The organism is Mesorhizobium sp. P2_H9 (assembly GCF_056403215.1).
The window spans coordinates 153,572-178,867 of record NZ_JBFUFX010000007.1 but is presented as its reverse complement, the minus strand read 5'-3'; the positions used below and the strand labels follow the sequence as shown (position 1 = coordinate 178,867).

Below are 25,296 nucleotides of genomic sequence, written 5' to 3'. Positions count from 1 at the left end.
GCGGAACAGTTTTGCAGAACCTGCTCAAGCGGGCATTGGGGAGAAGACGATGAGCAAGAAAGATCTCGGCCTGCTGATTTTGATCCTGGTGGTCGGAGCGGTGGTGGCGATCATCAATCCGCGCTTCCTGTTGCCGATCAACCTTGCCAACACCTCGAACCTCATCGGCCTGTTCGGCATCCTGTCGATCGGCCAGGCCTTCGTCATCATCACCGGCGGCATCGAATTGTCCGTGGGATCGGTGGTGGCGCTGCTCGGTACGCTGTTTATCGACTTCATCGCCGTGCGCGGTTTGGGATGGCCGATCGCGCTGCCGCTGATCCTGGTGCTCGGCGCCATCATCGGCCTGGTGCATGGCTGGCTGATCACGCGGCTGAAATTGCAGCCCTTCGTGGTGACGCTGTGCGGTTTGCTGATCTATCGCGGCGTGGCGCGCTTCTACACCGCCGACGGCACCGCGGGCTTCGGCTTCGGGCAGAATTTCCCGGAGCTCGAATTCCTGACGGCGGGGCGCAGTTGGGGCGTGCCGAACAGCTTCATCGCGCTGATCGTCATCGCCATCGTCATGTGGGTGGTGCTGCACCGCTCTGTGTTCGGCCGCTACCTCTACGCCATCGGCAAGAACGAGGAGGCGGCAAAATATTCCGGCATTAGAACGGGGCGCGTCGTCATGGCCGCCTATGTGATCTGCGGCGTTCTGACGGCGCTGTCGGCGGTCTATTTCGCCATGTACACGCGCTCGATCTCGCCGGCCAGCCACGGCCAGTTCTACGAGCTCTACGCCATTGCGGCGGCCGTGCTTGGCGGCTTCTCGCTGCGCGGCGGCGAAGGCTCGCTGATCGGCGTGATCCTCGGCACGGTGCTGCTGCAGGAGCTGCAGAACCTCGTCAATCTGCTCGGCATCCCCTCCTCGCTCAACTTCGCGGTGATGGGCGGGGTTATCCTGATCGGTGTGCTGGTCGACCAGCAATGGGGCGTGTTCCGGGCGCGGCGGCTGATGATGGACGCGACACGCAAAAGCGTGGCCGGTGCGGCGGCGGAGTAGTGATCTGACTAGATCATCCCCGACATATCGGAAAACGCCATCGCCTTGCGCAGCACCTCAGTGAAACGTTCGCCGGCCGCTTCGCGCGGGCCGCTGTTGTCGATCGAGGTGACGCCAGGTCCCGACAAGGTCACATTGGCGCTGCGCGCCAGCCGCGCCAGCACTTCGCCGCGCGACTCGCGGCCGCGCATGGCCAGCCGCTCGGCCAGCACCTCCGGCGTGGCGGTGATCTCGACGATGGCCAGATTGGCATAGCGTTCGCGCAAGACCGGGATGATCGCGCGCGATACATTGGCAATGGCGACACGGCCATTGGCGACCGACCAGTCGACATCGACCGGGATGCCGTAGCGCAGGCCATGCGCTTCCCAGGAGACGGCGAAGGAGCCGTCGGCTTCGGCCTCGACAAAGGCGGCGTCGGCCAGCGTGTCGTGATCTTCGCTGGTGATGTCGCAAGGCCTGGTGATGACCCGGCGCACGAACTCCAGCCTTGTCTCGTCGGTGAAGCGCGTGCGGGCGTAGCCGATCACCGTGTCTTTGCCTGCGCCGCTTGGGCCGACGACGGCGACGAAGACACCGTCACGGATCGGAAACGTCTCGGCGGACAACTCGCGTTCGATCAACGCCGACACCATCATGCGACCCGGCGTCCCTGGCGCCAGACGGTGCGGACAACGGGCACGTGGTCATCGACGCGGACACGAACCAGATCGGCGCGCCGGCCTTGTTCGATGACGCCGCGATCGGTGAGACCGACCGCATCGGCCGGGTTCTTCGAGACCATCGCCACCGCCTGCGGCAGGGAAATTCCCTCGACCACGTCGCCGAGGAAGAAGGCGGACTGGATCAGGCTGAAAGGGATGTAGTCGGACGACAATATGTCGAGCAGGCCTTCACCCGCCAGCGTGCGGGCCGAGACATTGCCCGAATGCGAGGAGCCGCGCATGACGTTTGGCGCGCCCATCAGCACGCCGAGGCCGGCGTCCTTCGAGGCCCTTGCGGCTTCTTCCGTGGTCGGAAATTCGGCGACGCGCACACCTTGCTCGATCGCCTCGTCGACATGGCCTGCCGTGGCGTCGTCATGGCTGGCCAGAACGATGCCGCGCTGATGGCAGGCAGCGGCGATCACCGCGCGGTTGGGGGCCGAATTCCGCTCCGATTCAGCCATCCGCTTTTCGCAGAACAGCTTGAAGTCGCGATCGGTCAGCTTCAGCTTGCGCTGGTAGTAGTACGCATATGTTTCGAGATTGACGAACTGGCGCTGGCCGGGCGCATGGTCCATCAGCGACGCCAGTTTGACCCGTTCGTCGCCGTCGAAATTGGCGAAGGCGGCAAGGCAATCGGGTGCCGAAACCTCGCAGCGCAAATGGATGAAATGGTCGGCCCGCAGCCGGTCCTGCTGCACGCTGTCCTCGATGGCGTCAGCCAGCCTGCGGATGTCTAGGGATGTCAGGTCGGCATCCTCGTCCATGCCGACGCGCAAGGCATCGAGCACCGTGGTGATGCCGGCCGTCGCAACCTGCGCGTCATGAGCGAGCACTGCGGCGATCGGATTCCAGCGCACCTTGGGCCGTGGCGCGTAGTGGCCTTCGAGGTGATCGGTGTGCAGCTCGACCAGACCCGGGATGATGTAGTCGCCGCCCATGTCCTCGCCGGTTCTGCCGGTGCCGGCCTCGATGCCGGCGATGAAACCGTCGCGCAGCACGATCGAGCCTTCGACGATCTCGTCGGCAAGGACGATGCGGGCATTGTTCAGTACGGTCTCGGCGGTCATTGCAGGCAGTCCTTGCTGGTTCAGCGTCAGGCAGTTTTTCTGGCGGCGCGGCGCCCGAGTGCGTGATGGGAAAGCACCATGAACGGGGCGCCGGGTTCGGTTTCGACAAACAGCGTCAGCGCGTCGACCGGCACCGGCTGTTGCAGCACCTGCGCGAACAGGCTGTCGATTGCTGCGCGCAAACGGGGGCTTTCCTGTGACCCGGCGCGGCCGGACAGGGTCATGTGGAACCGAAAGGTCTCGAAGACATAGGGGTAGCCCCACTGGCAGAGATTGCGGAACTCGGCCGGTTTCAGCGAATCGGGGCTGCGGCGTTCGATTTCCGCTTCGGTCAGCGGCGCGCGAAAACGGTCGAAGCCGAGCACGACGTCATCGGCGAAGCGGTTGAGCGCCGGCAGCGGTCCTTCCGGCACCAGTGCAAAGAAGCTGTCGATCTGGCTGACGACCAGGCGCGGGATGGTCACCACAGGCGTCGCTTCGGCAAAGGCATCCAACCCGGCGCGAAGCGAGGCTTCCGTCTCGTTCGCAGCCAGCCGGAACGGCGCCTTCAGCGTCGCATGAAAACCGTAGCGGCGGGCCGACGCCGTGTGGAAGGCGACTTCCGCCGCCGACAGCTCGGCAACGGCCTCGACAGGCCTTGTCGCCGCACCAAACGGATCGCGGCCGAGCCAGTTGGCGGCGATCCGCGCCAGCGGTTCGTCCTGCCGGGGGGTGAAATAGATGGCATAGCGCATAAGAAGTCCTCGTCAGCTCCGCTGCCATAGGCGATTTCCATGACGGATTGACGAAGCTTTGAAGGGTTTTCGATGGCAAATCGACCCTGAAGGTCCTTAGCCGACGATTTTTCCAAGCTGGACCAACAGCTTCAGCCGAAAAGGCGGGACCGATCAGGCCTTCATCAGCCATTCGTGCTCGGGCGCGTTGTGGAATTTCCACGTCCGCTTCGGCCCGGCCATGACGTTGAGATAATAGAGATCATAGCCGTGGCAGGCGGCACAAGGATGGTAGCCCTCGGGCACCAGCACGACATCGCCGTCCTCGATCGCCATCGCCTCATCCAGCGCGCGCGCGCCATTCTTGTCGGCATCGGTGTAGACGCGCTGGAAGGCAAAGCCCTGCGGCGGGTTGAGGCGGTGGTAGTAGGTTTCCTCGAGATAGGACTCGGCCGGCAGATTGTCCTGGTCGTGCTTGTGCGGCGGGTAGCTCGATGTATGGCCGCCGGGCGTGATGACCTCGACCACCAGCAGCGAATCGGCCGGCTTGCCCTCCGGCAGGATGTTGGTGACGTAGCGCGTGTTGGTGCCCTTGCCGCGGATCTCCTGGCCGAGATCGTCGGGCGCGATGACACGGACCGGCAGGCCGCCGCCAAGGCTAGGCGCCGAGCAGACGGCGAGTTCGAGTTCGGTGTCCGCGGTCACCGACCAGTCGGAGCCCGCGGGCACATAAACCGACCACGGCTTGCCTTCGAAGGGCGACATGCGCTCGCCGAGCAGACCGAGCTCGTTGCCGGCGGCGCTGGTTTTGCCCTTGCCGGTGACGAACACCAGGCAGATTTCACGGTCCGCGGTTTGCCCGGATGCCGTCTCGCCGGGTTTCAGCCGATGCAGGTCGAAGCCGACATAGGTCCAGCCGGCGCTGTTAGGCGTGACATGGGCAACGCGGCCATGACCCTTGTTGGCTTTGACGAGCAGTTTCGACATTTTTGTCTCCCTAATTTCAGCCCTGCTTGCGGTCCCGTGAACAAACTTCGGAGATTAGCCGGGGCCCTCTCAACTTCGTCATCCTAGGGCGAAGCAGGAGCGAAGCTCCGTCGCGGAGACCCTAGGATGACGAAGTGAAGAGCGTTCCTGCCAATCGCCAACGTCGGCGAGCCACCACGCACGCCGTATCCGATCCACAAAAACCTCTGCGCCATTGACCGCTCTATACCTTTGGCTCGACCGGAGGCTTGTCCTCATCGACCGGCTTGTAGAGGTAGAAGAACTGCCAGACCGCGTAGCCGGCGAAACCAAGGGCGAGCACGCCCCAGAACGGCGTGCCGGTGGCAAATTCGATCCCCGACCAGGCGAGGCAGACCACGACGATGGCAACGCGCCGCCACAGCGGCCGGAAAAACGGGTGCTCATAGTCTTTCATCGGGCCAATCCGGGTTTCAGCAACTGGCCATCAGATAGGCTGCCCGTCACGGCAAATCCAGCATTCATGCGTTGGGGAAACCTTGCGTTTCGACCGTGTAGCCGGCGGCGGTCATCACCCGCATCAATTCGGCGTAGCCGACCTGCGCCATCTTCAGCGGTGGATTCTTCTTCGGATCCTGCTCGGCCTCGACCACGAACCAGCCTTCATAGCCATGGTCCGCCAGCTTTTGCACGATGGCGCCAAAGTCGAGCGAACCGTCGCTCGGCACGGTGAAGGCACCAAGCGCGACGGCATCGAGGAACGATTGCTTGCTGCGATCGAGCTTGTCGATCACGCCCATGCGCACGTCCTTCACATGCACATGGCTGATGCGCCGGTGATGGTTGTCGATGGCGCGCAACACATCACCGCCGGCAAAGGCCAGGTGACCGGCATCGAGGAGCAGCGGAATGCCTTCGCCGGAATAGCGCATGAAGGCATCGAGCTCCGGCTCGGTCTCGACCACTGCCGCCATATGATGGTGATAGGACAGCGGCATGCCTTGTTCGGCGCACCATTCGCCGAATTCGGTCAGGCGCCCGGCGTAGGCCTTCATCTCGTCGTCCGACAGCTTCGGCTTGGTGGCCAGCGGCTTCGAGCGGTCGCCCTGGATGGAGCGGCCGACCTCGCCATAGACGATGCAAGGCGCGTTGACCGCCTTGAACAGGTCGATCATCGGCTGGATGCGATCCTTGTTCTTGCCCATGTCCTCGTCGACCAGCGTGCCGGAGAACCAGCCGCCGCACAGCGTCACGTCGGCCTTCCTCAGGATCGGCAGCATGATCTTGGGGTCATTGGGAAAACGCCGGCCCATTTCCATGCCGGTGAAGCCGGCCGAACGCGACTGGCGCAAACACTCCTCCAGCGACACGTCATCGCTGAGTTCCGCAAGATCGTCGTTCCACCACGCAATGGGGGACATGCCCAGTTTGGCTTTCAAGTCGTCACTCCAGTTCGAAACAATTCATTCTTCTGCCGCCGGCGCTGCCCCTCACCCGCCTGCCGGGGAGAAGGGAGCTAGCGTCAATCGCCAATGGTCTGCATCTGCCGCTTTTCGTCATAGGCCTTGCGCGCCGCATTGACCTGGCTGCGCGTGCTGACCTCGGGCACGGCGACGTCCCACCATGTGCCGCCGGCATCGGTCGAAACCAGCGGATCGGTGTCGATGACCAGCACCGTGGTACGCGTGTTCTTCTTTGCCTTTTGCAAGGCGTTTTCCAGCCCGGCGATCGACGGCACTTTTTCGGCAATGGCGCCAAGGCTTGCCGCGTGCGCCGCGAAGTCGACATCGGGCAGGACCTCGTGGCGCGAGTCCTTCAACAGGTTGTTGAAGTTGGCGCCGCCGGTCGCCATTTGCAGCCGGTTGATGCAGCCATAGCCCCTGTTGTCGAGCAGCACGATGGTGAGTTTCAGGCCAAGCATCACCGAGGTGGCGATCTCGGAATTGAGCATCAGATAGGAGCCGTCGCCGATCATGACGACGACCTCTTCGTCGGGCTTGGCCATCTTGACGCCGAGCCCGCCGGCGATCTCGTAGCCCATGGTCGAGAAGCCGTATTCGGCGTGGTAGGAGCCGGGCGCACCGGCCTGCCAGAGCTTGTGCAATTCGCCGGGCAGACCGCCGGCGGCATGCAGCAACGTCACGCCGGAACCCATGGCGCGCTGTACGGCGCCGATCACCTGCGCGTCGGACGGATAGGCGGCGTTGGTCGACGCCGTCACCTTGCCGGCATCGGCCTGCCAGTCCTTCTTGCCCTTGCCCGCATTGTCGGTCCAGGCGGCGGGCGCCTTCCATCCCTTCAGTGCTGCACCAAGTTCGGCGAGGCCTTCGGCCGCATCGGCGACCAGCGGCAGCGCGCGATGCTTGCCGGCATCGAAAGGCTGGACGTTGAGGCCGATGATGGTCTTGCCGGAATTCTTGAACAGCGACCACGAACCGGTGGTGAAATCCTGCAGCCTTGTGCCGACCGCCAGCACCACATCGGCTTCCTCGGCCAGCCGGTTGGCGGCCGAAGTGCCGGTGACGCCGACCGCCGCCATGTTGAGCGGATGATCGTCGGGCAGCGAGGATTTGCCGCCTTGCGTCTCGCAGACCGGAATGCCGGCGCCCTGCACCAGCTTGGCCAGTTCAGCGGAAGCCTGCGAATACAGCACGCCGCCGCCGGCGATCACCAGCGGCTTTTTCGCGCCTTTGAGCGCCGCCACTGCGGCAGCCAACTCATGGCGGTCCGGACGTATACGGCGCTGGTGCCAGACGCGTTCGGCAAAGAAACTTTCGGGATAATCATAGGCCTCGGCCTGCACGTCCTGGCAAAGCGACAATGTCACCGGTCCACATTCGGCGGGATCGGTCAGCACCTGCATGGTCCTGGCGAGTGCCGGGATGATCTGCTCCGGCCTGGTGATGCGGTCGAAATAGCGCGACACCGGGCGGAAGCAGTCATTGACCGTCGCCGTGCCATCGGAAAAATCCTCTGCCTGCTGCAGGACCGGATCGGGAATGCGGTTGGCGAAGACATCGCCAGGCAGAAACAGGACGGGCAACCTGTTTACGTGTGCGAGCGCTGCGGCCGTCACCATGTTGAGCGCGCCGGGGCCGATCGAAGAGGTCGCGGCCATGAAGCGGCGGCGGAAATTGGCCTTGCCATAGGCGATCGCCGCATGCGCCATCGCCTGTTCATTGTGGGCGCGGAAGGTCGGCAGTTCGTCGCGCACCTGATAGAGCGCCTCGCCGATGCCGGCGACATTGCCATGGCCGAAGATCGCCCAGACACCGCCAAAGATCGGCACTTTCGTGCCGTCGATCTCGGTCATCTGCCGGCTGAGAAAGCGGGTCAGCGCCTGCGCCATCGTGAGGCGGATTGTCTTGGTCATTTTGTTTTCCTCCGCAGTCCTATGCTGCGCCTTGTTATGCCGCTTTGCGGCCGCGCGCGGCTAGCCACGCCTCGGTCAGCTTCTCGAAGCGCGACGCCATGTCGGCCACCGCCTCGTCATCCGTCATCTTGCCCGCCAGCCATTGTTCGGCGGCGTTGATGAAGATGGTGCGACCGACGGCGAAACCCTTGACGATGGGCGCCTTGGAAGTGGCGGCAAAAGCCGCTTCCAGCTCGTCCTGCGGCGCTTCCAGGCCAAGCAGCACGACGCCGCGGCACCATGGGTCGTGCTTCAGGATCACCGCTTCGATCCTGGCCCAGGCGCCGGCGGATGCCTGCGGTTCGAGCTTCCACCAGTCGGGCTTGATGCCGAGCGCATAGAGTTCCTCCAGCGCGCGCGGGATCGTCGTGTCGTCGAGCTTGCCATGCTTGCCGGCGATGATCTCGATCAGCAATTCACGGCCGACCTTGCGCGCGGCCTCGAACAGAGCGCGCAGCCTCTGCTGCTGCTCTTCCTTCAGCGCCGCAGGATCGTCGGGGTGGTAGAAGCACAGGCATTTGATGCAGTGGTCGACCGGCCATTCGACCAGTTGCGAGCCGATATCCTGCGAGAATTCGAAGCGCAGCGGCCGCGAGCCCGGCAATTCGACCGGGCGGCCAAGCCAGGCGAAGGGATGGCGGGCGAATTCGAACATCGCGTCGCGGCCGTATTTCTCGTCGAGCAGCATGCCGTAGCCGGCGCGGCCGGCGGCGACCTTGGCGGCGGCCTTTACGGTCAGCACCTTGAAATCCTGGATGCGCGATGGGTCGGCGCCGGCCTTGGCGGCGACATCGTCGAGCTGGATACGGTGGTCGCAGGCCAGCGCCATCAGCGAGGGAATGTCGCGGCGGCGCGTCGTCGCCCAATGGATGTGGTTGATCGCCTCGTCCTTGCGCAGCGCCAGGTGCTTGCTGCCGTTCTTGAGGAAGAACTGCAACTCCTCGAAGGTCGGGTATTCCGGCGCGCAGAGCAGGCGCGACACGGCAAAGGCGCCGCAGGCATTGGCCCAGGTCGCGGCCGTTGCATGGTCCTCGCCACCGAGCCAGCCGCGCAGGAAGCCGGACATGAAAGCGTCGCCGGCGCCGAGCACATTGTAGACCTCGATCGGAAAGCCCTTGCCGATGATGCCGTCCTCGAGATCGTCGCTGATCGGCCCGTCATAGACGATGCAGCCCATGGCGCCGCGCTTCAGGACGATGGTGGCCGAAGACAGCGAGCGGATGGTCTTCAGCGCGCTCAGGCAATCGTCGGCGCCGGACGCAATCATGATCTCTTCTTCGGTGCCGACGATGAGGTCGCAATCGGGCAGCACCGTCTTCAGCTGGGCGGAGACCCGGTCCGATTTCACATAGCGCTCGAAACCTTCGGCATGGCCGGCGAGGCCCCAGAGGTTGGGGCGGTAATCGATGTCGAACACCACCTTGCCGCCCTTGGCCTTGATGATGCGGATGGCCTTACGCTGGGCCGCGTCGCTGTTGGGCCGCGAAAAATGCGTGCCAGTGACGACGATCGCGCGGGCCGAAGCGATGAACGCTTCGTCGATGTCTTCTTCGGACAGCGCCATGTCGGCGCAGTCCGAGCGGTAAAAGATCATCGGCGAGACGCCCTCTTCCTCGACCGACAGCAGCACCAGCGCGGTCAGCCGGTCCGGATCGGTCTTCAGGCCATCGACCGAAACGCCCTCGCGCTTCAGCTGTTCGCGGATGAAGCGGCCCATCTGCTCGTTGCCGACGCGGGTGAGCAGCGCCGAGCGCAGGCCGAGCCTGGCGGTGCCGACGGAGATGTTGGCTGGACAGCCGCCGACCGACTTGGCAAAGGAGGTGATGTCCTCCAGGCGCGAGCCGATTTGCTGGCCGTAAAGGTCGACGGAAGCGCGACCGATGGTGATGACGTCGAGCGGCGCCTGTTTTGCGTCCACGGCTTCGCTCATTGGAACCTCCCGTCGGCCTTGTTGTCTTTGATAACACGCGCGAGCGGCAGCGTGATGCTCCCAATATGAAATAATAATTCCAATCCATAGTCAATATGGAATGAGCATTCCTTTGCCGAAAACTGCCGCCAAATTTCACCAGGCCCCAAATTCACCAGGCAAGCGGGCCCTCATCGTTGAAGTATCCCGCGGTCGGACCATCGGTGTCCAGGGTGGCCAGGCGGATGACGATCTCGGCCGCCTGCTGCACCGTGCGGTGGCCCTTGAACCCGTTGAGATCGGTGGCGGTGTAGCCGGGCGCCGCAGCGTTGACCTTGATGCCTTGCCCCTCGAGTTCCCTGGCGAAGGCCACGGTGATGGCATTCAAGGCAGTCTTGGAGCTGCCATAGCCCATCAGGTTGACGGCAGAATTGGCGGTGGCAGGGTCGAGCGCGCGTCCGATGGAGCCGGTGGAACTGCTGACCATGACGATGCGGGCGGCCGGCGCTGCAAGCAGTAGCGGCAGGAACGCCTGGGTCACGCGGATCGGGCCGAAGACATTGACGTCATAGGTGGCCTGGATGTCGGCAACACGCTGCCGACTTGGCGGCGGATCGTAGTTGATAGCGACGCCGGCGTTGTTCACCAGCACGTCGAGGCAGGAACTGTCCGCGCTGACGATTTTGACGGCCGCCGCCACGCTTTCATCCTGTGTGACGTCGAGCTCGAGCCATTGAACGTCCAGGCCTTCGGCGCGAAAGGCTTGCGTCGCTGCCATGCCGCGTTCGGCGTCCCTGGCGCCGAGCCAGACCTTGAAGCCCATCGTCGCCAGTCGCCGGGCGATTTCGCGGCCAATGCCCTTGTTGGCGCCGGTCACCAGAGCGCTTTTCGATGTCATCATGTCAGTGTCTCCTGTGTTCTGCGGAAGGCATCCATTTGGAGCAGCACAGGAAACGTCGCGCGCCGAAACCTCTCTCGCTCTTGCCTAATCCTCTCACGATGGTTGCGCGGCGCGTGGGGATGCGCGATGCTCGTGCCATGAGTGAACCCCTGCGAGAGCTGATCGATATCGCCGGCCGCCATGCGCGCGGGCGACGAACAGCAACGGCTATCCCCCGCGTATCGATCGGCCGTAGTGAAGTCACCACGGCACCATTGGCGGGCGTGTGGGGTTCGGGAATCTTGTTCGTGCTGCAGGGCGCCAAGACGGTCCTGATCGGTGACCGATCCCTTCGCTACAATCCAGCCAGCTATTTCATCTACACTGTCGACACGCCGACCATCAGCCAGTTGGTCGAAGCGAGCGCCGCGCGTCCCTACTTGGCCATCGGCTTCAGCCTTGATCTGCAAACTGTCGCCGAACTCCTCGTCGAGCACGAACCGGCCCTTAGCGGCGACAATTTCTCCACCTCTCCGGTCAATGACGAGTTGCTCGATGCGTTGCGTCGAATGATGCGGCTGCTTGACCGGCCAGCGGAGATTCCGGTGCTGGCGGCCATGCTTGAACGCGAGATGCTGTTTCGGTTGCTGCAAGGCCCCCAAGGCGGAAAGCTGCGCCAGCTTGCGCGGATCGATGGCCATCTGTCCCGAATACCCCAGGCGATCGCCTGGATCCGGACGCATTGCCATCAGCAAATCCGGGTCGAGGATCTGGCCGACATCGCGCATATGAGCAATGCCGCATTCTATCGCCACTTCAAGGCGGCGACGGCTATGAGCCCTATCCAGTATCAAAAGCAGATTCGGCTGCTGGAGGCCCGCCATCTGCTGGTTGCCCAGCCAGGCAATGTGGCACAGGTCGCCTTTGCCGTCGGCTATGAGAGCGCTTCACAGTTCAGCCGGGAATATGCCCGTCAGTTCGGGTCACCACCAGGGCGCGACGCGGCGCAGCTTGTGGCGAGAGGCGAAGCGGCCGTCGAGGTTATCTAGGCCTTGCGCTTGCGGCCGCCGTCGCGCCGCTTCTCGCCAACGGCGACGGTCAGCGCCATGGCCAGCGCCATCGTTGCCGACAGCGAGCGGAAGCCGGCGAAATCGGCCTCGGCGACTTCGAACCAGACCTTGGCGAACTGGGCGAGCGGCGAAAAGGCGCTGTCGGTGATCGCCACGATCGGCACGCCTTGCTCCGAAATGGTCTTCGCTTCCTCGATGGTCGCCGGGGCGTAGGGCGAGAAGCTGATGGCGATGACGGCGTCTCTCGGCGTGGCAAAACCGATCATCTCGGCGTTGAGGCCGGCGGCGGATTCGATCAACTGGTTGCGGATCTTCAACTTGCCCAGCGCATAGGCGATGTAGGACGCCACCGGATAGGAGCGGCGCTTGGCCAGCACGTAGATGGTTTCGGCCTTCGCCAGCAGAGCGATCGCCTCTTCGAAATGCGGTTCGTTGAGCGTGCGTGAGATGTCGTTGAGCGAGGTGCTGGCGGCGGCGACAAAACCGTCGAAGATCGCCCGGTGGCCGGCGCCTTCCTCGGCCTTTGCGCGCAACGCCAGCAGCCTTTCATCATAGGACGAATTGCGTTCGCGCAGGCGTTCGCGAAACACCGACTGCAGGCTGGTGAAGCCATCGAAGCCGAGCTGCTGGGCAAAGCGGATCAAGGTCGAAGGCTGCACGCCGGCAGAGGCAGCGATGCTGGCGGCGGTGCCGAAGGCGATGTCGTCGGGATTGTCGAGCGCATAGGCGGCGATCTGGGCGATGCGTTTGGGCAAGGTTTCGCGCCGCTCGAGGATCGTCGCGCGCAGCGTCTCAAAATCGCGAGGTACCCGTTCGTCCATCGTCGCTTTGCCCAGGCTCATCGGTCGGTACCCTCTCTGCCTCATCATAGCGAGGCTGCGCAAGAACGCCATAATAAATGAGGCAGGCGTTCCATTCCTGAGAAAAATGGACTAATTCATCCACGCGACACTTTTCAGCCAGCGGAGACAAGGGAAATGGTCGGAGTCGGTCTTATCGGCACGGGCTTCATGGGCAAGTGCCATGCCATCGCATGGAGTGCCGTAGGCGCCGTCTTTCCAGACGTGGCCAAGCCACGGCTCGTCCATCTTGGCGAGGTCAATGAGGACCTGGCCAGGCGCAAGGCGGGCGAGTTCGGCTTCGCCAAGGCCTCCGGCGACTGGCGCGCCGTCGTCAATGATCCGGACGTCGATATCGTCTCGCTGACCACGCCGAACCAGTTCCATCCGGAAATGGCCATCGCCATCCTCGAAGCCGGCAAGCATCTGTGGTGCGAAAAGCCGATGGCGCCAAGTTTTGCCGAGGCCGAAGCCATGGCTGCGGCGGCGAAGAAATCCGGCAAGGTGGCCGCACTTGGCTACAACTACATCCAGAATCCGGCCATCCGTCACATCGGCGCACTGCTCGACGAGAAGATCATCGGCGAGGTCAACCTTGTGCGCATCGAGATGGACGAGGACTTCATGGCCGACCCGGAGGCGCTGTTCTTCTGGAAGCATGAGGCTTCGTCAGGCTATGGCGCGCTCGACGATTTCGCCGTGCATCCGCTGTCGCTGATTTCGGTGCTGTTCGGCCGTGTCGGCCGCGTCATGTGCGACATGGCCAAACCCTATGCCGACCGCAAGGTCGCCTCGGGCGGGCGGCGCGCGGTGGAAACCTACGACATTGCCAGCGTGCTGATGCATCTCGAAAACGGCATTGCCGGCACGCTGCTCGTCAACCGCTCGGCCTGGGGCCGCAAGGGCCGCATCGCCATCCAGATCTTCGGCTCGAAAGGCTCGATCCTCTACGACCAGGAGCGGATGAACGAGTTCCAGCTCTATCTCACCGCCGACCGGCCGACCGAGCAAGGCTACCGCACCATCCTGGTGGCGCCGCACCACAAGCCCTATGACAGCTTCCTGCCGGCGCCTGGCCATGGCCTCGGCTTCAACGATCTCAAGATCATCGAATGCCGCGAACTGTTGACGCGCCTCGCCGGCAAGCCGGCGCGCATCATCGACTTCGACGAAGGCCTGGAAATCGAGCGCACCGTGCATGCGATGGCGCGCTCGTTCGAGGAGAAGCGCTGGGTGGAGGTGAGGTAGCGCCTCCTCGTCAGGCGGCTCCCGGCCGGCTCTCCATCATGGTGCGGCGGGCTGAGCGGCGCCATTCGACGGCGCCGGCAAGGCCATGCAGCACCGTTTCGGTGGTCGCCCAGTCGATGCAGCCATCGGTGATGCTCTGGCCATAGACGAGCGGCTTGCCGGGCACGACGTCCTGGCGGCCGGCAACGAGATTGCTCTCGATCATGACCCCGATGATGTGCTCGTCGCCTGCCGCGACCTGGCCCGCCACATCTGCGGCCACTTTCGGCTGGTTCTCCGGCTTCTTGGCCGAGTTGGCGTGGCTGACATCGATCATCAGCCGGGGTGCGACGCCGATGCGGGCGAGTTCCGCCGAGGCTGCCGCGACACTCGCCGCATCATAGTTCGGCTGAACGCCGCCACGCAGGATGACGTGGCAGTCCTCATTGCCGGTGGTGGTCGCGATGCCGCTGCGCCCGCCCTTGGTCACCGCCATGAAATGATGCGGCTGGGCGGCGGATTTCACCGCTTCGGCGGCGATCCTGAGATTGCCGTCGGTGCCGTTCTTGAAGCCGACCGGGCAGGAGAGACCCGATGCGAGTTCGCGGTGGATCTGGCTCTCGGTGGTGCGCGCGCCGATGGCGCCCCAGGCGACGAGGTCAGCAATGTATTGCGGCGTGGTCATGTCGAGGAATTCGGTCGCTGCGGGAAGGCCGAGATTGTTGACGGCCGATAGCACGTTGCGAGCCATCCGCAGCCCCTTGTCGATGTTGAAGCTGCCGTCGAGGTCGGGATCGTTGATCAGGCCCTTCCAGCCGACAGTGGTGCGCGGCTTTTCGAAATAGACCCGCATGACGATCTCCAACCGGTCGGACAGGGTCTCGCGCAGCGCCGCCAGACGGCTGGCATAGTCGACGGCCGCGACCGGATCGTGGATCGAACACGGGCCGACGATGACGAGCAATCGGTCGTCGGTCCCGTTCGAGATGGCATGGATGGCGTTGCGAGAGGCGCTCACGGTGCGCGTCGCCGTCAGCGTGCGCGGTATCTCCCGCATCACCTGGTCCGGCGTACTCAATTCCCTGATTTCCTTGACCCGAAGATCATCTGTGGTGGTCAACACGGCTTTCTGCTCCTGTTTGGGAGACCTGCCGGCAAAAACAAAAAAGCCGCCAGGTCTGGCGGCTGTTCGGATTTTGATGCTGCAATCTTCAGATCGAGCGCAATCCTCCCGCCGCCAGCGAGCTCCTAAAGTACCAATATTTGGCGGTCAGGTTGATCATGAGGCTCATATAGTCGATGCCGGAGCGTTTGTCACTACTCGCCGATCACCCCGGCAATGTTCTGGTCGTAGTCCACCAGCGACCCGGTCATGACGCCGGCCTGCGGGCTGATCATGTAGCTGATCAGCCGGGCAAGCTGCGCCGGCTTCACCAGTTGGCCCATCGGCTGCGCGGCCTCGGCCTTTGCCAGCCAGTCGTTCGGCGCATCGTGCCATTTTTTCTGCACGATCGCTTCGCCTTCGGTGTCCATCCAGCCCGGCAGCACGGCGTTGCAGCGGATGCGATTGCGCCGATAGGAACTGGCTACGTTCTTGGTCAGCGTCATCAGCGCGCCCTTGCTGGTGGAGTAGGGCGTCAGGAAGGACTGGCCGGCATGCGCCGACATCGACAGCACATTGACGATCGAGCCCGGCGCCTTGCGGTCGAGCAGGTGCGCCACCACGCCTTGCATCAGGAAAAACGGTCCGCGCACATTAGTCGCGAAGATCGTGTCGAAAAGCTCTTCGCTGGTTTCGACCAGCGAACCGCGGGCCGAAGTGGCGGCGGCATTGACCAGCGCGTTGATGGTGCCGAAATGCGCGATCGCGGTTTCGACCGCGCGCTTGCAGTCGGCCACTTTTGAAACGTCGGCGCTGATGAAGATCGCGTCGACGCCTAATTTTTTGAAATGGGCAACGGCCTTGTCGCCCTTTTCCTGCGAACGGCCAATAAGCGCCAATGCCCGGCAACCCTCGTCGGCCAACGCCTCGGCAACGGCAAAGCCGATGCCTTGCGCGCCGCCGGTGACGATGGCGCGCGTTTCTGAATTGCGACCGGCCGATACACTCATCACTTTGCTCCTGGTTCTTCCTAAGTGCTCTTACTTGTCGAGACGGACGGTCTTGCCCGTGGTCGCCGACTTCAGTGCCGCATCCGCCAGTTTCAGCGCGACAAGGCCGTCGGCCCCGCTCGGCGCCGCCTTCTTGCCGCTCGTTGCCGCGGTGATGAAAGCGGCGATCTCGATGGCATAGGCGTCGAGGTAGCGGGTCATGAAGAAGTCGTGCAGCGGCGGGCGGGTGTAGCCCTTGTCATTGGCGACCTCGATCGACACCGGCCGCTGGTTTTCGGCGGCGACCATGCCCTTGGAACCATGCACTTCGATGCGCTGGTCGTAGCCATAGGTGGCGCGGCGGGAGTTGGAGATGACGGCCTGCTTGCCCGAAGCGGTTTCGAGGATGACGCTGACCGAGTCGAAATCGCCGGCTTCGCCGATCTTCTTGTCCACAAGTACCGAGGCATGGGCGCTGACCGCTACCACCTCTTCGCCGAGCAGGAAGCGCGCCATGTCGAAATCATGGATGGTCATATCGCGGAAAATACCACCCGAGCGCTTGATGTAGTCGATCGGCGGCGCGCCGGGATCGCGCGAGGTGATGGTGACCATCTCGACGGTGCCGATGGCGCCGTCGTCGATCGCCTTGCGCACGGCGGCGAAGTGCGGATCGAAGCGGCGGTTGAAACCGACCATCAGCGTCGCCTTGGCCTTCTCGACCACGGCCAGGCACTTCTCGACGCGCTTGACGTTGAGGTCGATCGGCTTCTCGCAGAAGATCGCCTTGCCGGCCTTGGCAAAGCGCTCGATCAGATCGGCATGGGTATCGGTCGGCGTGCAGATGACGACGGCGTCGATGTCTTTTGATTTTTCAATCGCGTCGATGGTCCGCACTTCGGCGCCATAAGCCGAAGCCAGTTCGGTCGCCGCCTTCTCGAAGGCGTCGGCAACGGCAACCAGTTTGGCCTGCGGATTGGAGCCGACGGCGCGGGCGTGGACCTTGCCGATGCGGCCGGCACCGAGGAGGGCGAAACGAACAGTCATGGAAATTTCCTCTAAGGGGATGGGTTCGAGAGAATTGTGTCTCCACCTTCCTATTGGGGGAAGGTGGCAAGGCTATTTCTGAACGCGGCAGATCGTCCCGGAAACCGGATGGCCACCCTGTTTATGCCGCGAGTTCCGCCTCGCCGGTCTTGGCGCCGGTGATGTAGGAGACGATATCGTTGCCGTCGGTGTCCTGCTTGCGCAGATTGGCGACAATCTTGCCACGGCGGAAGACGACGATGCGGTCGACCAGGTCGAACACCTGGCGCATGTTGTGGCTGATCAGGATCAGCGGCTCGCCATTTTCCTTCAGCGTGCGGATGATGTTTTCGACCTGCGCCGTCTCCTGCACGCCAAGCGCTGCCGTCGGCTCGTCCATGATGATGAGCTTGGAAGCAAAGGTCGCGGTGCGGGCGATCGCCACGCACTGGCGCTGACCGCCCGACATGTGGCGGATGGTGCTGGACAGATTGGGGATCTTGACCGCCGTGCGGACAAGCGCCGCCTCGGTCGCCTTGCGCATGAACTTGCGGTCGAGGATCGAGAACGGCCCGAGATTGAACAGCACCTTCTCGCGGCCGAGAAACAGGTTGGACGGCACGTCGAGATCGTCGGCGAGCGCCAGGTTCTGGAACACGGTCTCGATGCCGGCCTCGCGCGCTTCGATGGGGCCGGAAAAGTTCACTTCCTTGCCGTCGAACCAGACCTTGCCGTCGGTGCGCTGTTCGACGCCGGTGATCTGACGCACGAAGGTCGATTTGCCGGCGCCGTTGTCGCCCATGATGGCGACATGCTCGCCTTTGCGCAGTTCGAAATTCGCGCCTTCGAGCGCATGCACGCCGCCATAGCGCTTGGTCAGGTTTTCTGTCTTCAGAACGATGTCCGACATGATCAACCTCCTATCGCGCGCCGGCGCTGGCGCCATTGGTCGAGAACCACCGCGCCGACGATGATCACGCCCTTGACCATCTCCTGGTAGTAGGCGTCGAGGCGCAGGAAGGTGAAGCCGGAGATGATGACGCCGAAGATCAGCGAACCGATCACCGTGCCGATGATCGAGCCGCGGCCGCCCGACAGCGAGACGCCGCCGATGACCGCCATGGCGATGGCGTCGAGTTCGTACATCACGCCCATGCCGGATTGGGCGGTCAGGTTCTTCGAGCACAGCACGACGGCGGCGAGCGCGGCGAGGATGCTGGCGATGGCATAGACGAGGATCTTGTGGTTGGCGATGTTGATGCCAGACATGCGCGCGGCATCCTCATTGGAGCCGATAGCATAACAGTGCTTGCCGTATTTGGTGTAGGTCAGGATCAGCTGGAACAGTATTGCCAGCGATATGAAGATGACGACCGGCATCAGGCCCTTGCCGATTGCCGCGAAACCGTCTGTCGGAAACGAGATCGGCTGGCCCTTGGACCACCATTTGGCGATGCCGCGCGCGGTGACCATCATGCCGAGCGTGGCGATAAAGGGCGGAATGCGCGTATAGGCAATAAGTGCGCCGTTGACGAGGCCGGCCAGCAGGCCGCAGCCGATGGCGACAAACACCGGGACGATCACCGGCAGGTCGGTCCAACCGACGAACATCGCCTTGGGATTCGGGTTGCCGTTGACCGTCGCCACCTGGGCAAAACTCATGGCAATCATCGCGGTAGCGCCGACGATCGAGCCCGAAGACAGGTCGATGCCGCCACAGATGATCACCTGCGTCACGCCGATGGCGATGATGCCGACGATCGACACCTGCAGGATGATGATCTCGAGCCGCTGCTGGTTGAAGATCGCGTCGACATTGTCGCGGGTGTTGAACAGGAAACTGTCGCCGAGGAAGACCCGGCCGATCAGTTCGAAGGCGCCGACGAGGATGATGAGCGCCAGGAACACGTTGAACTCAGCCGGCCATGCGCGCTTCTTCGCATCATAGCTGAGCCCGCCGACGCCATGAGATGTCTGTGCCACGTCTTCTGTCCTCCGTCGGCCGCGCTTCCGCCGCCCGCTCGGGCAGGTCGGGAAAGGAGGAGCGGCGCTTTTTCGCGCCGCTCCCGATCGTTGCGAAGCCTCAGTTCTTCTTCAGGAACTTGTCGATGTTTGCCGGGGTGACCAGCTGGAAGGGGATGTAGACCTTGTGTTCCACCTTCTCACCCTTGGCGAGCTTCAGCGCGGCGTCGAGAGCACCGGCACCCTGGCCGGCGGCATCCTGGAACACCGTCGCGTCAAGGTCGCCCGCCTGCATTGCTGCAAGCGCGTCCTGAGTGGCATCGACGCCGCCGACGACAACCGTCTTCATGTCGATGTTGGCGGCTTTCATTGCCTGGATCGCGCCGATGGCGCTTTCGTCGTTGTTGGCGATGACGCCGTCGAACGGCTTGTTGGTCGACAGCCAGTTGGTCATCAGGTTCTGGGCTTCGTCACGGTTCCAGTTCGACGTCTGCTTGTCGATGATCTTGATGAAGCTGCATTCCGGCGTGGCGATCACATCGTCGATGTCCTTGGTGCGCTGCACCGCGGCCTGGTTCGACAGTTCGCCCATGATCACATAGACATTGGCTTCTTTCTTGCCGGCTTCGGTGAACAGGCGGCAGACTTCCTTGGTCTCGAGTGTGCCGGAATCGGCCTCATTCGAAGCGACGAAAGCCTGGTTGTCCGGCAGCGTGTCGACATTGACCGGCTCGCGGTTGACGTAGACCAGCGGGATCTTGGCGGCGGCGGCGGCGTCGGACATCGCCTGCGTGGCCGAGGTGTCGACCGGATTGACGATGATCGCATCAACGCCCGAGGCGGCGAAGTTCTTGATCTGGTCAAGCTGCTTGGCAACGTCGTTCTGCGCGTCCTCCACTTGCAGCTCGACACCGCTCATGCCCTTGGCCTGCTCGATCATGCCGTTGCGCAGCACGGTCAGGAAGTTGTCGTCGAACTTGGCCATCGACACGCCGACCTTGGCCGCGAGTGCCGACGAACTCATCAGCGCCGCAAAGGCGACGCCCAAAAGCAGTTTCTTCATTTTCGTTCTCCTCCACACATTGGTGTCCGGCTGCACCGATTCTACCCGGAATCCCCGATCTCCCAGGGAATCTCTCCCGATTGTCGTTTCAGTTCCGGATGGCCTTTTGCGCGCAATTGGAACGCCAGGCGCTCAGTTTGAAACAGATGTTCCGGAACGAAAGAACCAAAATGCCCAGTTGGTGAAATTTTTATTCCATTTTCTGTCAGGACGTCAAGGGTGATTCCGCGGTCGGATGGCGGATTTTCGGCCTGCTCTGATAGATTCTATCATTTCCGGCGGCCGACTCGCGCCGGCGAGGGGTCAAATGTTTTCCGGAAGATAGATGTCGAAGGGCAGAAAGGTCTGGCCCGGCGCGTTGGCGGCGCCGGCCTCGATGGCATGCGCCATCAGACCGACCAGCTCGCGGCACAGTGCGGCGAGCGGCGTCGAGATCACCATCGTCAGGATGTTGTCGGCAAGTGCCGCGCGCGATTCGGCGTTGATCTCGTTGCAGACGACCACCGGCATGTTTGCCGGCTTCGCCGCCCGCAGCGCCGAGACCGCGCCTTCCATGCCGCCGCCGGCGACGTAGCAGCCAGCAAGATCCTGATAGCGCGCCAGGAGATCGATCATCGCATCGTGGGTCACCTGGTTGGCTTCCAGATTGACCAGCGTTTCCATCACCGTGAACTCAGGCGCATGTTCGCGGAAGAAGGAGCGAAAGCCGATCTCGCGCAGCTCATGGCCGTGAAAGCGATGGCTGCCGACGAAAAGGGCGACCTTGCCGGGCTTCGGCGCCGCCTTGGCGATCATCCAGGCCGCGCTGCGACCGACCTTGCGGTTGTCGAGGCCGACATAGCCCTCGCGAATGCCGGCGGCAAAGTCGGACAGCAGGGAAAAGACCGGTTGCCCCCTCGCCTTCAGCGCCTCGACGGCCGCCGTCAGCGTCGGATGGTCCGGGCCGACAACGGCGATGGCCCTGGATTTCGCCGCCAGCTTGCGCATCTGGGCGGCGATCTCGTCGGCGGCGAGCGAAGTGGCAAAGTCGATGGTGGCGACGCCGCGGAAGCGCTGCGACTGCGAGACCGCCACTTCCAGTTCCCGCGCGAAATCGCCGTAGAAGACATCATTGCCGCGCAGTAGCAGAAAGCCGAGGCGGTATTCGGGCAATTCCTGGCGCATGCGCTGCTTGATCAGCCCGGCAGCGTGATAGCCGATACCGGTCGCTGCCTCATAGACGCGGCGCGCGGTTTCCTCGCGCACCGGCAGCCGGTTGTTCAACACCCGGTCGACGGTGGCGACGCTGACGCCCGAGATGCGCGCCAGATCGGTGATGGTTGGCCGCTTTGCCATGGATCCTCCACTGCTTGAGGACAAAGAGTACCTCATTCTGATATGAAATGATAGAAACTATCTTTGTGATATTGAGACTATCATGGCTTGGCGCTATTTTGGAATCCGACGCCAGCCATTGCGCCCGAGCTTCCGTTGTGGGCTGATCGCAAGGCGCGATGGAGAACCTCGATGACGGCAGTGATGGAAGCAGCACCGTCCCGGCGCGACTACAGCCTGATCGGCCGCGACGCCAGGCTCGCCGTCGAGACCGGGCTGTCGGCGGCGGAGTGGTATCACACCGATGTCTCGCGCAAGCAGATGAAGGAGCTGATGCAGCGCTCGGACCAGCCGGCGATCCGCGACACCATCATCTGGCTTGCGGCCCTTATCCTCAGCGCGGCCGGCGGCGCCTGGTTCTGGGGCACATGGTGGTGCGTGCCGTTCTTTTTCGTCTACGGCACGCTTTACGGCTCTTCTACCGATTCCCGCTGGCACGAATGCGGCCATGGCACGGCCTTCAGGACGCAGTGGATGAACGATGCAATCTATCAGATCGCCTGCTTCATGATCATGCGCAATCCAGTGACCTGGCGCTGGAGCCACACGCGGCACCATACCGACACCATCATCGTCGGCCGCGACCCGGAGATATCGGTGATGCGGCCGCCGGACCTGATCCGTACGGCGCTGGCCTTCGTCGGCGTGCTGGATGCCTGGCATGCGATGAGCGACATGCTGCGCAACGCGGCCGGCAACATCAGCCCGGCGGAAAAGACCTTCATTCCCGAGCAGGAGCAGCCGAAGGCGATCCGCATTGCCCGCATCTGGACGGCGATCTATGCCGCCACCATCGCGCTGGCTCTGTACTACGGCTCATTCCTGCCGCTGATGCTGGTCGGCCTGCCCAGGCTCTACGGCGCCTGGCACCATGTGCTGACCGGCCTGCTGCAGCATGGCGGCCTCGCCGACAACGTCATCGACCATCGGCTCAACAGCCGCACCGTGCTGATGAACCCGATCAGCCGCTTCATATACTGGAACATGAACTACCATGTGGAGCACCACATGTTCCCGATGGTGCCCTATCACGCACTGCCGAAGCTGCATGAGCTGATCAAGCACGATCTGCCGGCGCCGACGCCGTCGATCCTGGCCGGCTATCGCGAGATGATACCGGCTTTCCTGCGCCAGTTGCGCAATGAAGACTATTTCCTCAAGCGCGAGCTGCCGCCGACGGCGCGGCCCTATCGTGGCGAATTCCACAGCGACCCTGCTGCTGCGAAGGCAGCGGAATGACAGCAGCCTGTAACGGGCAGCTGACGGGCCAAATTCTACCGGGAGGAATTAATGAGCGACTGGGTCGAGGCCTGTGCGGCCGGAGACATCGACGAAGAGGATGTGATGCGGTTCGACCACGGCGGCCGCACCTTCGCCATCTATCGCAGCCCCGATGACGACTATTTCGCCACCGACGGGCTGTGCACGCACGAGAAGGTGCATCTGGCCGACGGGCTGGTGATGGACGACATCATCGAATGCCCGAAACACAATGGCCGCTTCAACTACAAGACGGGTGACGCCAGGGGCGCGCCGGTCTGCGTCAACCTGAAGACCTATCCGGTCAAGGTCGACGCCGGCAAAGTGCTGATCCAGATCGGATGATGGCGATGACAAAAGGCATGGTCATCATCGGTGCCGGCGAATGCGGCGGGCGCGCGGCGCTGGCGCTGCGCGACCTCGGCTATGACGGCCCCGTGACGCTGGTCGGTGACGAACCGCATCTGCCCTATGAGCGGCCTCCGCTGTCGAAAGACGCGATGGTCAGCGACGCGCCCGAGATCAAGGCGATTGCCAGCGAGGCCTTGCTGGCCGAAAAATCGATCAGGCATATCCATTCGGTCCAGGCCGTGTCGATCGACCGCACAGCACACAGCGTGCGCCTGTCGGACGGTTCGGTGCTGCCTTATGACAGACTGCTTCTGGCAACCGGCTCGACGCCGCGCAGACTGCCGATGCCGGGCCTTGGGCCGCGCTGCGTCTATCTCAGAACTTTTGCCGACGCGCTGGCCATTCGCGCCCATTTGCGGGCCGGCAACCGCATCGCCATCGTCGGCGGCGGCTTCATCGGGCTCGAGCTTGCCGCAGCAGCGCGCAAATTGGGCGCCGATGTCACCGTCATCGAGGCGCAGCCGCGCATTCTGATGCGCGGCGTGCCGGCCGAAATCGCTAAGGTGATCCACGCGGCGCATGAAGCCGAAGGCGTGACCATCCTGTGCGGTGACGGCATCGCGGCCATCGCCGACGACGGTGCGCAGGTGCGCATCACGCTGGCCGGCGGGCGCGACATCGTCGCCGACCTTGCGGTGATCGGCATCGGCGCCGTACCGGTGACCGGACTTGCCGCGGAAGCGGGGCTGACGATCGACAATGGCATCGCGGTCGATGGCGAATTGCGCAGCAGCGATCCCGACATTTATGCCGCCGGCGATTGCTGCTCGTTTCCGCTGGCCGTCTATGGCGGAAGGCAGGTGCGGCTCGAAGCCTGGCGCAACGCACAGGAGCAAGGCGCGCTTGCCGCGAGAAACATGCTGGGCGCCGGCGAGGCGCATGCAGCGGTGCCGTGGTTCTGGTCGGATCAATATGGCCTGAGCTTGCAGATCGCCGGCCTTTCGGATGAAGGCCGCAGCGTCGTGCGCCGTGATCTCGACGACGGCGCCTTCATCCTGTTCCACCTGGCTGAGGACGGCAGGCTGGTGGCGGCGAGCGGCATCGGCCCCGGCAATGCGGTCGCCCGCGACATCAGGCTGGCCGAGATGCTGATCGGCAAGCGGGCAAAGCCGACGCCGGAAGCGCTCGGCTCGCAGACCGTCAAGCTGAAGTCGTTGCTGGCGGCGTAGACCGCATCAACGCATCCTAGAACAGCGCCTTGAGCTCCGACAGTTTGTCGTTGACCAGCCAGCCGTAGTAGTTTTCCTCGGGCAGCTTCACCGGCTCGCCGGCGGCGCGGCGCCTGTCATTCTCGACCTTCAGCTCATAGGCGTGCTGTTCGGGATTGCCGATATTGTACAGCGTCGAGGTGACGCCGGGATTGCCTGAGATGTCGAAGCCGGCAATGCCCTTGTAGGCGTCGATCGATTTCTTGATCGTCGCCGCGACATAAGGCAGCGTCAGGTCCGGATCCATGATGGTCTTGTAGACGGCGTTCGGATCGCTGACGTCGAGCTTCGGCAGGCCGGACACCTTGTGCACGAGATCGCTCATCTGCAGCGCGGTCAGCGGGTTGAGCTGGCCAAGGCCAAAGGTCTGGCCTGCATAATAGGGCTGGAAGAAGGTGGCGCCGAAGCGGTCGTTGGGAAAACTCTCCCCGCCGACGCTCTTGCCGCGAAAGGACCGGTTCCACACCTGCTCGCGGCATTCCCACAGATCGTAGCTGTCCGACTTGGCGGTGCATTTGGCGAATTCCGGCCGCTGCACGAAATCGGTGATGTCCTCGCCGTCATAGGCAAAGGAGAGCTTGCTGGAGAGATAGGAGATCGCCTTGACGTAGTAGGTCTGCAGCCGGTCATAGGCGTCGACATTGTAGGTATGCTCGCCGACGATGGCGCCGACGATATGCATCGGGTCGATGCCGTAGGCGGAGGCCGCCTGCTTGATCTTGCCGCGCAATTCGGCGTCGCTCTGCAGTAGCGCGTAGACCTTGCGGTATTTCGCCTGGAAAGTGGTGTTGGTGGCCTGGGTGCGTCGGCTGGAAGCGCCCGGTATGTCGGGCTGTTCGACGTTGCGGTTTCCCGGCGGCACCATGGTTGCCGCCTGGGCCGCGAACATGGTTGTCGCCAGCGCCAAGCCGAGAATGACGAAGATCAGTTTTTTCATGCACCGCCGCCTAAATAGTCGGGGGGCAAACTAGGTAATGCTCCTAGGGGAGTCGATAGACCCCTTGGCCCGGCGGGTCGAAAGCTGGCCAGATGCTTCCATTTGGCCACACCTTCGCAAATCCTGCCG

Annotated in this window: 24 protein-coding genes; 6 read left to right on the top strand and 18 right to left on the bottom strand. The window is 63.3% G+C overall.

Going from position 1 to position 25,296, the window contains the following annotated elements:
• Positions 1-49: 49 nt before the first annotated feature.
• Positions 50-1,045: an ABC transporter permease gene (locus tag AC1DXN_RS15085; RefSeq protein WP_477274295.1), complete on the top strand. Its 996-nt coding sequence runs from the start codon at positions 50-52 to the stop codon at positions 1,043-1,045.
• Positions 1,046-1,053: 8 nt separating this feature from the next.
• Here the strand turns inward: AC1DXN_RS15085 and phnN are convergent, their stop codons facing one another.
• From phnN to AC1DXN_RS15040, 9 genes are all read right to left on the bottom strand, one after another.
• Positions 1,054-1,683, bottom strand: a complete 630-nt coding sequence (gene phnN, locus AC1DXN_RS15080; RefSeq protein ID WP_477274293.1) for a phosphonate metabolism protein/1,5-bisphosphokinase (PRPP-forming) PhnN — start codon at positions 1,681-1,683, stop codon at positions 1,054-1,056.
• Positions 1,680-2,819, bottom strand: coding sequence for an alpha-D-ribose 1-methylphosphonate 5-triphosphate diphosphatase (locus tag AC1DXN_RS15075; protein ID WP_477274291.1), 1,140 nt, complete (start codon positions 2,817-2,819; stop codon positions 1,680-1,682). The genes phnN and AC1DXN_RS15075 overlap by 4 nt, the downstream gene beginning before the upstream one ends.
• 26 nt (positions 2,820-2,845) lie before the next feature.
• Entirely contained in the window at positions 2,846-3,553 is a 708-nt protein-coding gene (locus AC1DXN_RS15070) for a DUF1045 domain-containing protein (protein WP_477274289.1), read from the bottom strand.
• Positions 3,554-3,706: 153 nt separating this feature from the next.
• The gene (iolB, locus tag AC1DXN_RS15065; protein WP_477274287.1) at positions 3,707-4,519 is read right to left on the bottom strand and encodes a 5-deoxy-glucuronate isomerase; all 813 of its coding nucleotides are present in this window, start codon (positions 4,517-4,519) and stop codon (positions 3,707-3,709) included.
• A 223-nt stretch (positions 4,520-4,742) separates the two neighbouring features.
• A complete protein-coding gene (locus AC1DXN_RS15060) occupies positions 4,743-4,955 on the bottom strand; it encodes a DUF3329 domain-containing protein (RefSeq protein WP_477274285.1) in 213 nt (70 codons plus the stop codon).
• 64 nt (positions 4,956-5,019) lie between these two features.
• Positions 5,020-5,937 (bottom strand): myo-inosose-2 dehydratase, encoded by a 918-nt coding sequence (gene iolE / locus AC1DXN_RS15055; RefSeq protein WP_477274283.1) that lies wholly within the window; start codon positions 5,935-5,937, stop codon positions 5,020-5,022.
• 83 nt (positions 5,938-6,020) lie between these two features.
• Positions 6,021-7,871, bottom strand: coding sequence for a 3D-(3,5/4)-trihydroxycyclohexane-1,2-dione acylhydrolase (decyclizing) (gene iolD, locus AC1DXN_RS15050; RefSeq protein ID WP_477274281.1), 1,851 nt, complete (start codon positions 7,869-7,871; stop codon positions 6,021-6,023).
• Positions 7,872-7,905: 34 nt separating this feature from the next.
• Positions 7,906-9,840: a bifunctional 5-dehydro-2-deoxygluconokinase/5-dehydro-2-deoxyphosphogluconate aldolase gene (locus AC1DXN_RS15045; protein ID WP_477274279.1), complete on the bottom strand. Its 1,935-nt coding sequence runs from the start codon at positions 9,838-9,840 to the stop codon at positions 7,906-7,908.
• A 151-nt stretch (positions 9,841-9,991) separates the two neighbouring features.
• Positions 9,992-10,720 carry an SDR family NAD(P)-dependent oxidoreductase gene (locus AC1DXN_RS15040; protein ID WP_477274277.1) on the bottom strand — a complete coding sequence of 243 codons (729 nt, stop codon included), beginning with the start codon at positions 10,718-10,720 and terminating at the stop codon, positions 9,992-9,994.
• A gap of 119 nt (positions 10,721-10,839) precedes the next feature.
• On the opposite strand from AC1DXN_RS15040, the gene AC1DXN_RS15035 reads away from it, so the two are divergent.
• The gene (locus tag AC1DXN_RS15035) at positions 10,840-11,748 is read left to right on the top strand and encodes an AraC family transcriptional regulator (protein ID WP_477274275.1); all 909 of its coding nucleotides are present in this window, start codon (positions 10,840-10,842) and stop codon (positions 11,746-11,748) included.
• Here the strand turns inward: AC1DXN_RS15035 and AC1DXN_RS15030 are convergent.
• Positions 11,745-12,590 (bottom strand): MurR/RpiR family transcriptional regulator, encoded by an 846-nt coding sequence (locus AC1DXN_RS15030; RefSeq protein ID WP_477241846.1) that lies wholly within the window; start codon positions 12,588-12,590, stop codon positions 11,745-11,747. The genes AC1DXN_RS15035 and AC1DXN_RS15030 overlap by 4 nt on opposite strands.
• A 156-nt stretch (positions 12,591-12,746) precedes the next feature.
• On the opposite strand from AC1DXN_RS15030, the gene AC1DXN_RS15025 reads away from it, so the two are divergent.
• Positions 12,747-13,856, top strand: a complete 1,110-nt coding sequence (locus AC1DXN_RS15025) for a Gfo/Idh/MocA family protein (protein WP_477274273.1) — start codon at positions 12,747-12,749, stop codon at positions 13,854-13,856.
• 10 nt (positions 13,857-13,866) lie between these two features.
• Here AC1DXN_RS15025 and AC1DXN_RS15020 read toward each other — a convergent pair whose 3' ends face one another.
• From AC1DXN_RS15020 to AC1DXN_RS14990, 7 genes are all read right to left on the bottom strand, one after another.
• The gene (locus AC1DXN_RS15020; RefSeq protein ID WP_477274271.1) at positions 13,867-14,958 is read right to left on the bottom strand and encodes a 3-deoxy-7-phosphoheptulonate synthase; all 1,092 of its coding nucleotides are present in this window, start codon (positions 14,956-14,958) and stop codon (positions 13,867-13,869) included.
• 194 nt (positions 14,959-15,152) lie between these two features.
• Positions 15,153-15,947, bottom strand: coding sequence for an SDR family oxidoreductase (locus AC1DXN_RS15015; RefSeq protein WP_477274269.1), 795 nt, complete (start codon positions 15,945-15,947; stop codon positions 15,153-15,155).
• A gap of 30 nt (positions 15,948-15,977) precedes the next feature.
• Positions 15,978-16,973, bottom strand: a complete 996-nt coding sequence (gene iolG / locus AC1DXN_RS15010; protein ID WP_477240639.1) for an inositol 2-dehydrogenase — start codon at positions 16,971-16,973, stop codon at positions 15,978-15,980.
• 121 nt (positions 16,974-17,094) lie between these two features.
• Positions 17,095-17,862, bottom strand: coding sequence for an ATP-binding cassette domain-containing protein (locus AC1DXN_RS15005; protein WP_477240637.1), 768 nt, complete (start codon positions 17,860-17,862; stop codon positions 17,095-17,097).
• 2 nt (positions 17,863-17,864) lie between these two features.
• A complete protein-coding gene (locus AC1DXN_RS15000; protein WP_477240635.1) occupies positions 17,865-18,935 on the bottom strand; it encodes an ABC transporter permease in 1,071 nt (356 codons plus the stop codon).
• 100 nt (positions 18,936-19,035) lie between these two features.
• Positions 19,036-19,977: a sugar ABC transporter substrate-binding protein gene (locus AC1DXN_RS14995; protein ID WP_477240633.1), complete on the bottom strand. Its 942-nt coding sequence runs from the start codon at positions 19,975-19,977 to the stop codon at positions 19,036-19,038.
• Between the two features lie 303 nt (positions 19,978-20,280).
• Positions 20,281-21,312, bottom strand: a complete 1,032-nt coding sequence (locus tag AC1DXN_RS14990) for a LacI family DNA-binding transcriptional regulator (RefSeq protein ID WP_477240631.1) — start codon at positions 21,310-21,312, stop codon at positions 20,281-20,283.
• A 183-nt stretch (positions 21,313-21,495) separates the two neighbouring features.
• Between AC1DXN_RS14990 and AC1DXN_RS14985 the strand changes: the two genes are divergently transcribed.
• The 3 genes from AC1DXN_RS14985 to AC1DXN_RS14975 are packed head-to-tail and all read left to right on the top strand — an operon-like array spanning position 21,496 to position 24,191.
• Complete coding sequence (locus AC1DXN_RS14985) at positions 21,496-22,590, top strand: fatty acid desaturase family protein (RefSeq protein ID WP_477241844.1); 1,095 nt, start codon at positions 21,496-21,498, stop codon at positions 22,588-22,590.
• Positions 22,591-22,641: 51 nt separating this feature from the next.
• Entirely contained in the window at positions 22,642-22,956 is a 315-nt protein-coding gene (locus AC1DXN_RS14980) for a MocE family 2Fe-2S type ferredoxin (RefSeq protein ID WP_477240629.1), read from the top strand.
• On the top strand, positions 22,953-24,191 hold the full coding sequence (locus AC1DXN_RS14975) for an NAD(P)/FAD-dependent oxidoreductase (protein WP_477274267.1): 1,239 nt from the start codon (positions 22,953-22,955) through the stop codon (positions 24,189-24,191). The genes AC1DXN_RS14980 and AC1DXN_RS14975 overlap by 4 nt, the downstream gene beginning before the upstream one ends.
• Positions 24,192-24,207: 16 nt before the next feature.
• On the opposite strand, the gene AC1DXN_RS14970 is transcribed toward AC1DXN_RS14975, so the two are convergent.
• Positions 24,208-25,167, bottom strand: coding sequence for a DUF1402 family protein (locus AC1DXN_RS14970; RefSeq protein WP_477240625.1), 960 nt, complete (start codon positions 25,165-25,167; stop codon positions 24,208-24,210).
• Positions 25,168-25,296 lie beyond the last annotated feature (129 nt).

Coding starts and splice junctions, on each gene's coding strand:
- AC1DXN_RS15085 (WP_477274295.1), top strand. CDS start 50: ATGAGCAAGAAAGATCTCGGCCTGCTGATTTTGATCCTGGTGGTCGGA.
- phnN (WP_477274293.1), bottom strand. CDS start 1,683: ATGATGGTGTCGGCGTTGATCGAACGCGAGTTGTCCGCCGAGACGTTT.
- AC1DXN_RS15075 (WP_477274291.1), bottom strand. CDS start 2,819: ATGACCGCCGAGACCGTACTGAACAATGCCCGCATCGTCCTTGCCGAC.
- AC1DXN_RS15070 (WP_477274289.1), bottom strand. CDS start 3,553: ATGCGCTATGCCATCTATTTCACCCCCCGGCAGGACGAACCGCTGGCG.
- iolB (WP_477274287.1), bottom strand. CDS start 4,519: ATGTCGAAACTGCTCGTCAAAGCCAACAAGGGTCATGGCCGCGTTGCC.
- AC1DXN_RS15060 (WP_477274285.1), bottom strand. CDS start 4,955: ATGAAAGACTATGAGCACCCGTTTTTCCGGCCGCTGTGGCGGCGCGTT.
- iolD (WP_477274281.1), bottom strand. CDS start 7,871: ATGACCAAGACAATCCGCCTCACGATGGCGCAGGCGCTGACCCGCTTT.
- AC1DXN_RS15045 (WP_477274279.1), bottom strand. CDS start 9,840: ATGAGCGAAGCCGTGGACGCAAAACAGGCGCCGCTCGACGTCATCACC.
- AC1DXN_RS15040 (WP_477274277.1), bottom strand. CDS start 10,720: ATGATGACATCGAAAAGCGCTCTGGTGACCGGCGCCAACAAGGGCATT.
- AC1DXN_RS15035 (WP_477274275.1), top strand. CDS start 10,840: ATGCGCGATGCTCGTGCCATGAGTGAACCCCTGCGAGAGCTGATCGAT.
- AC1DXN_RS15030 (WP_477241846.1), bottom strand. CDS start 12,590: ATGGACGAACGGGTACCTCGCGATTTTGAGACGCTGCGCGCGACGATC.
- AC1DXN_RS15025 (WP_477274273.1), top strand. CDS start 12,747: ATGGTCGGAGTCGGTCTTATCGGCACGGGCTTCATGGGCAAGTGCCAT.
- AC1DXN_RS15015 (WP_477274269.1), bottom strand. CDS start 15,947: ATGAGTGTATCGGCCGGTCGCAATTCAGAAACGCGCGCCATCGTCACC.
- iolG (WP_477240639.1), bottom strand. CDS start 16,973: ATGACTGTTCGTTTCGCCCTCCTCGGTGCCGGCCGCATCGGCAAGGTC.
- AC1DXN_RS15005 (WP_477240637.1), bottom strand. CDS start 17,862: ATGTCGGACATCGTTCTGAAGACAGAAAACCTGACCAAGCGCTATGGC.
- AC1DXN_RS14995 (WP_477240633.1), bottom strand. CDS start 19,977: ATGAAGAAACTGCTTTTGGGCGTCGCCTTTGCGGCGCTGATGAGTTCG.
- AC1DXN_RS14990 (WP_477240631.1), bottom strand. CDS start 21,312: ATGGCAAAGCGGCCAACCATCACCGATCTGGCGCGCATCTCGGGCGTC.
- AC1DXN_RS14985 (WP_477241844.1), top strand. CDS start 21,496: ATGGAAGCAGCACCGTCCCGGCGCGACTACAGCCTGATCGGCCGCGAC.
- AC1DXN_RS14980 (WP_477240629.1), top strand. CDS start 22,642: ATGAGCGACTGGGTCGAGGCCTGTGCGGCCGGAGACATCGACGAAGAG.
- AC1DXN_RS14975 (WP_477274267.1), top strand. CDS start 22,953: ATGATGGCGATGACAAAAGGCATGGTCATCATCGGTGCCGGCGAATGC.
- AC1DXN_RS14970 (WP_477240625.1), bottom strand. CDS start 25,167: ATGAAAAAACTGATCTTCGTCATTCTCGGCTTGGCGCTGGCGACAACC.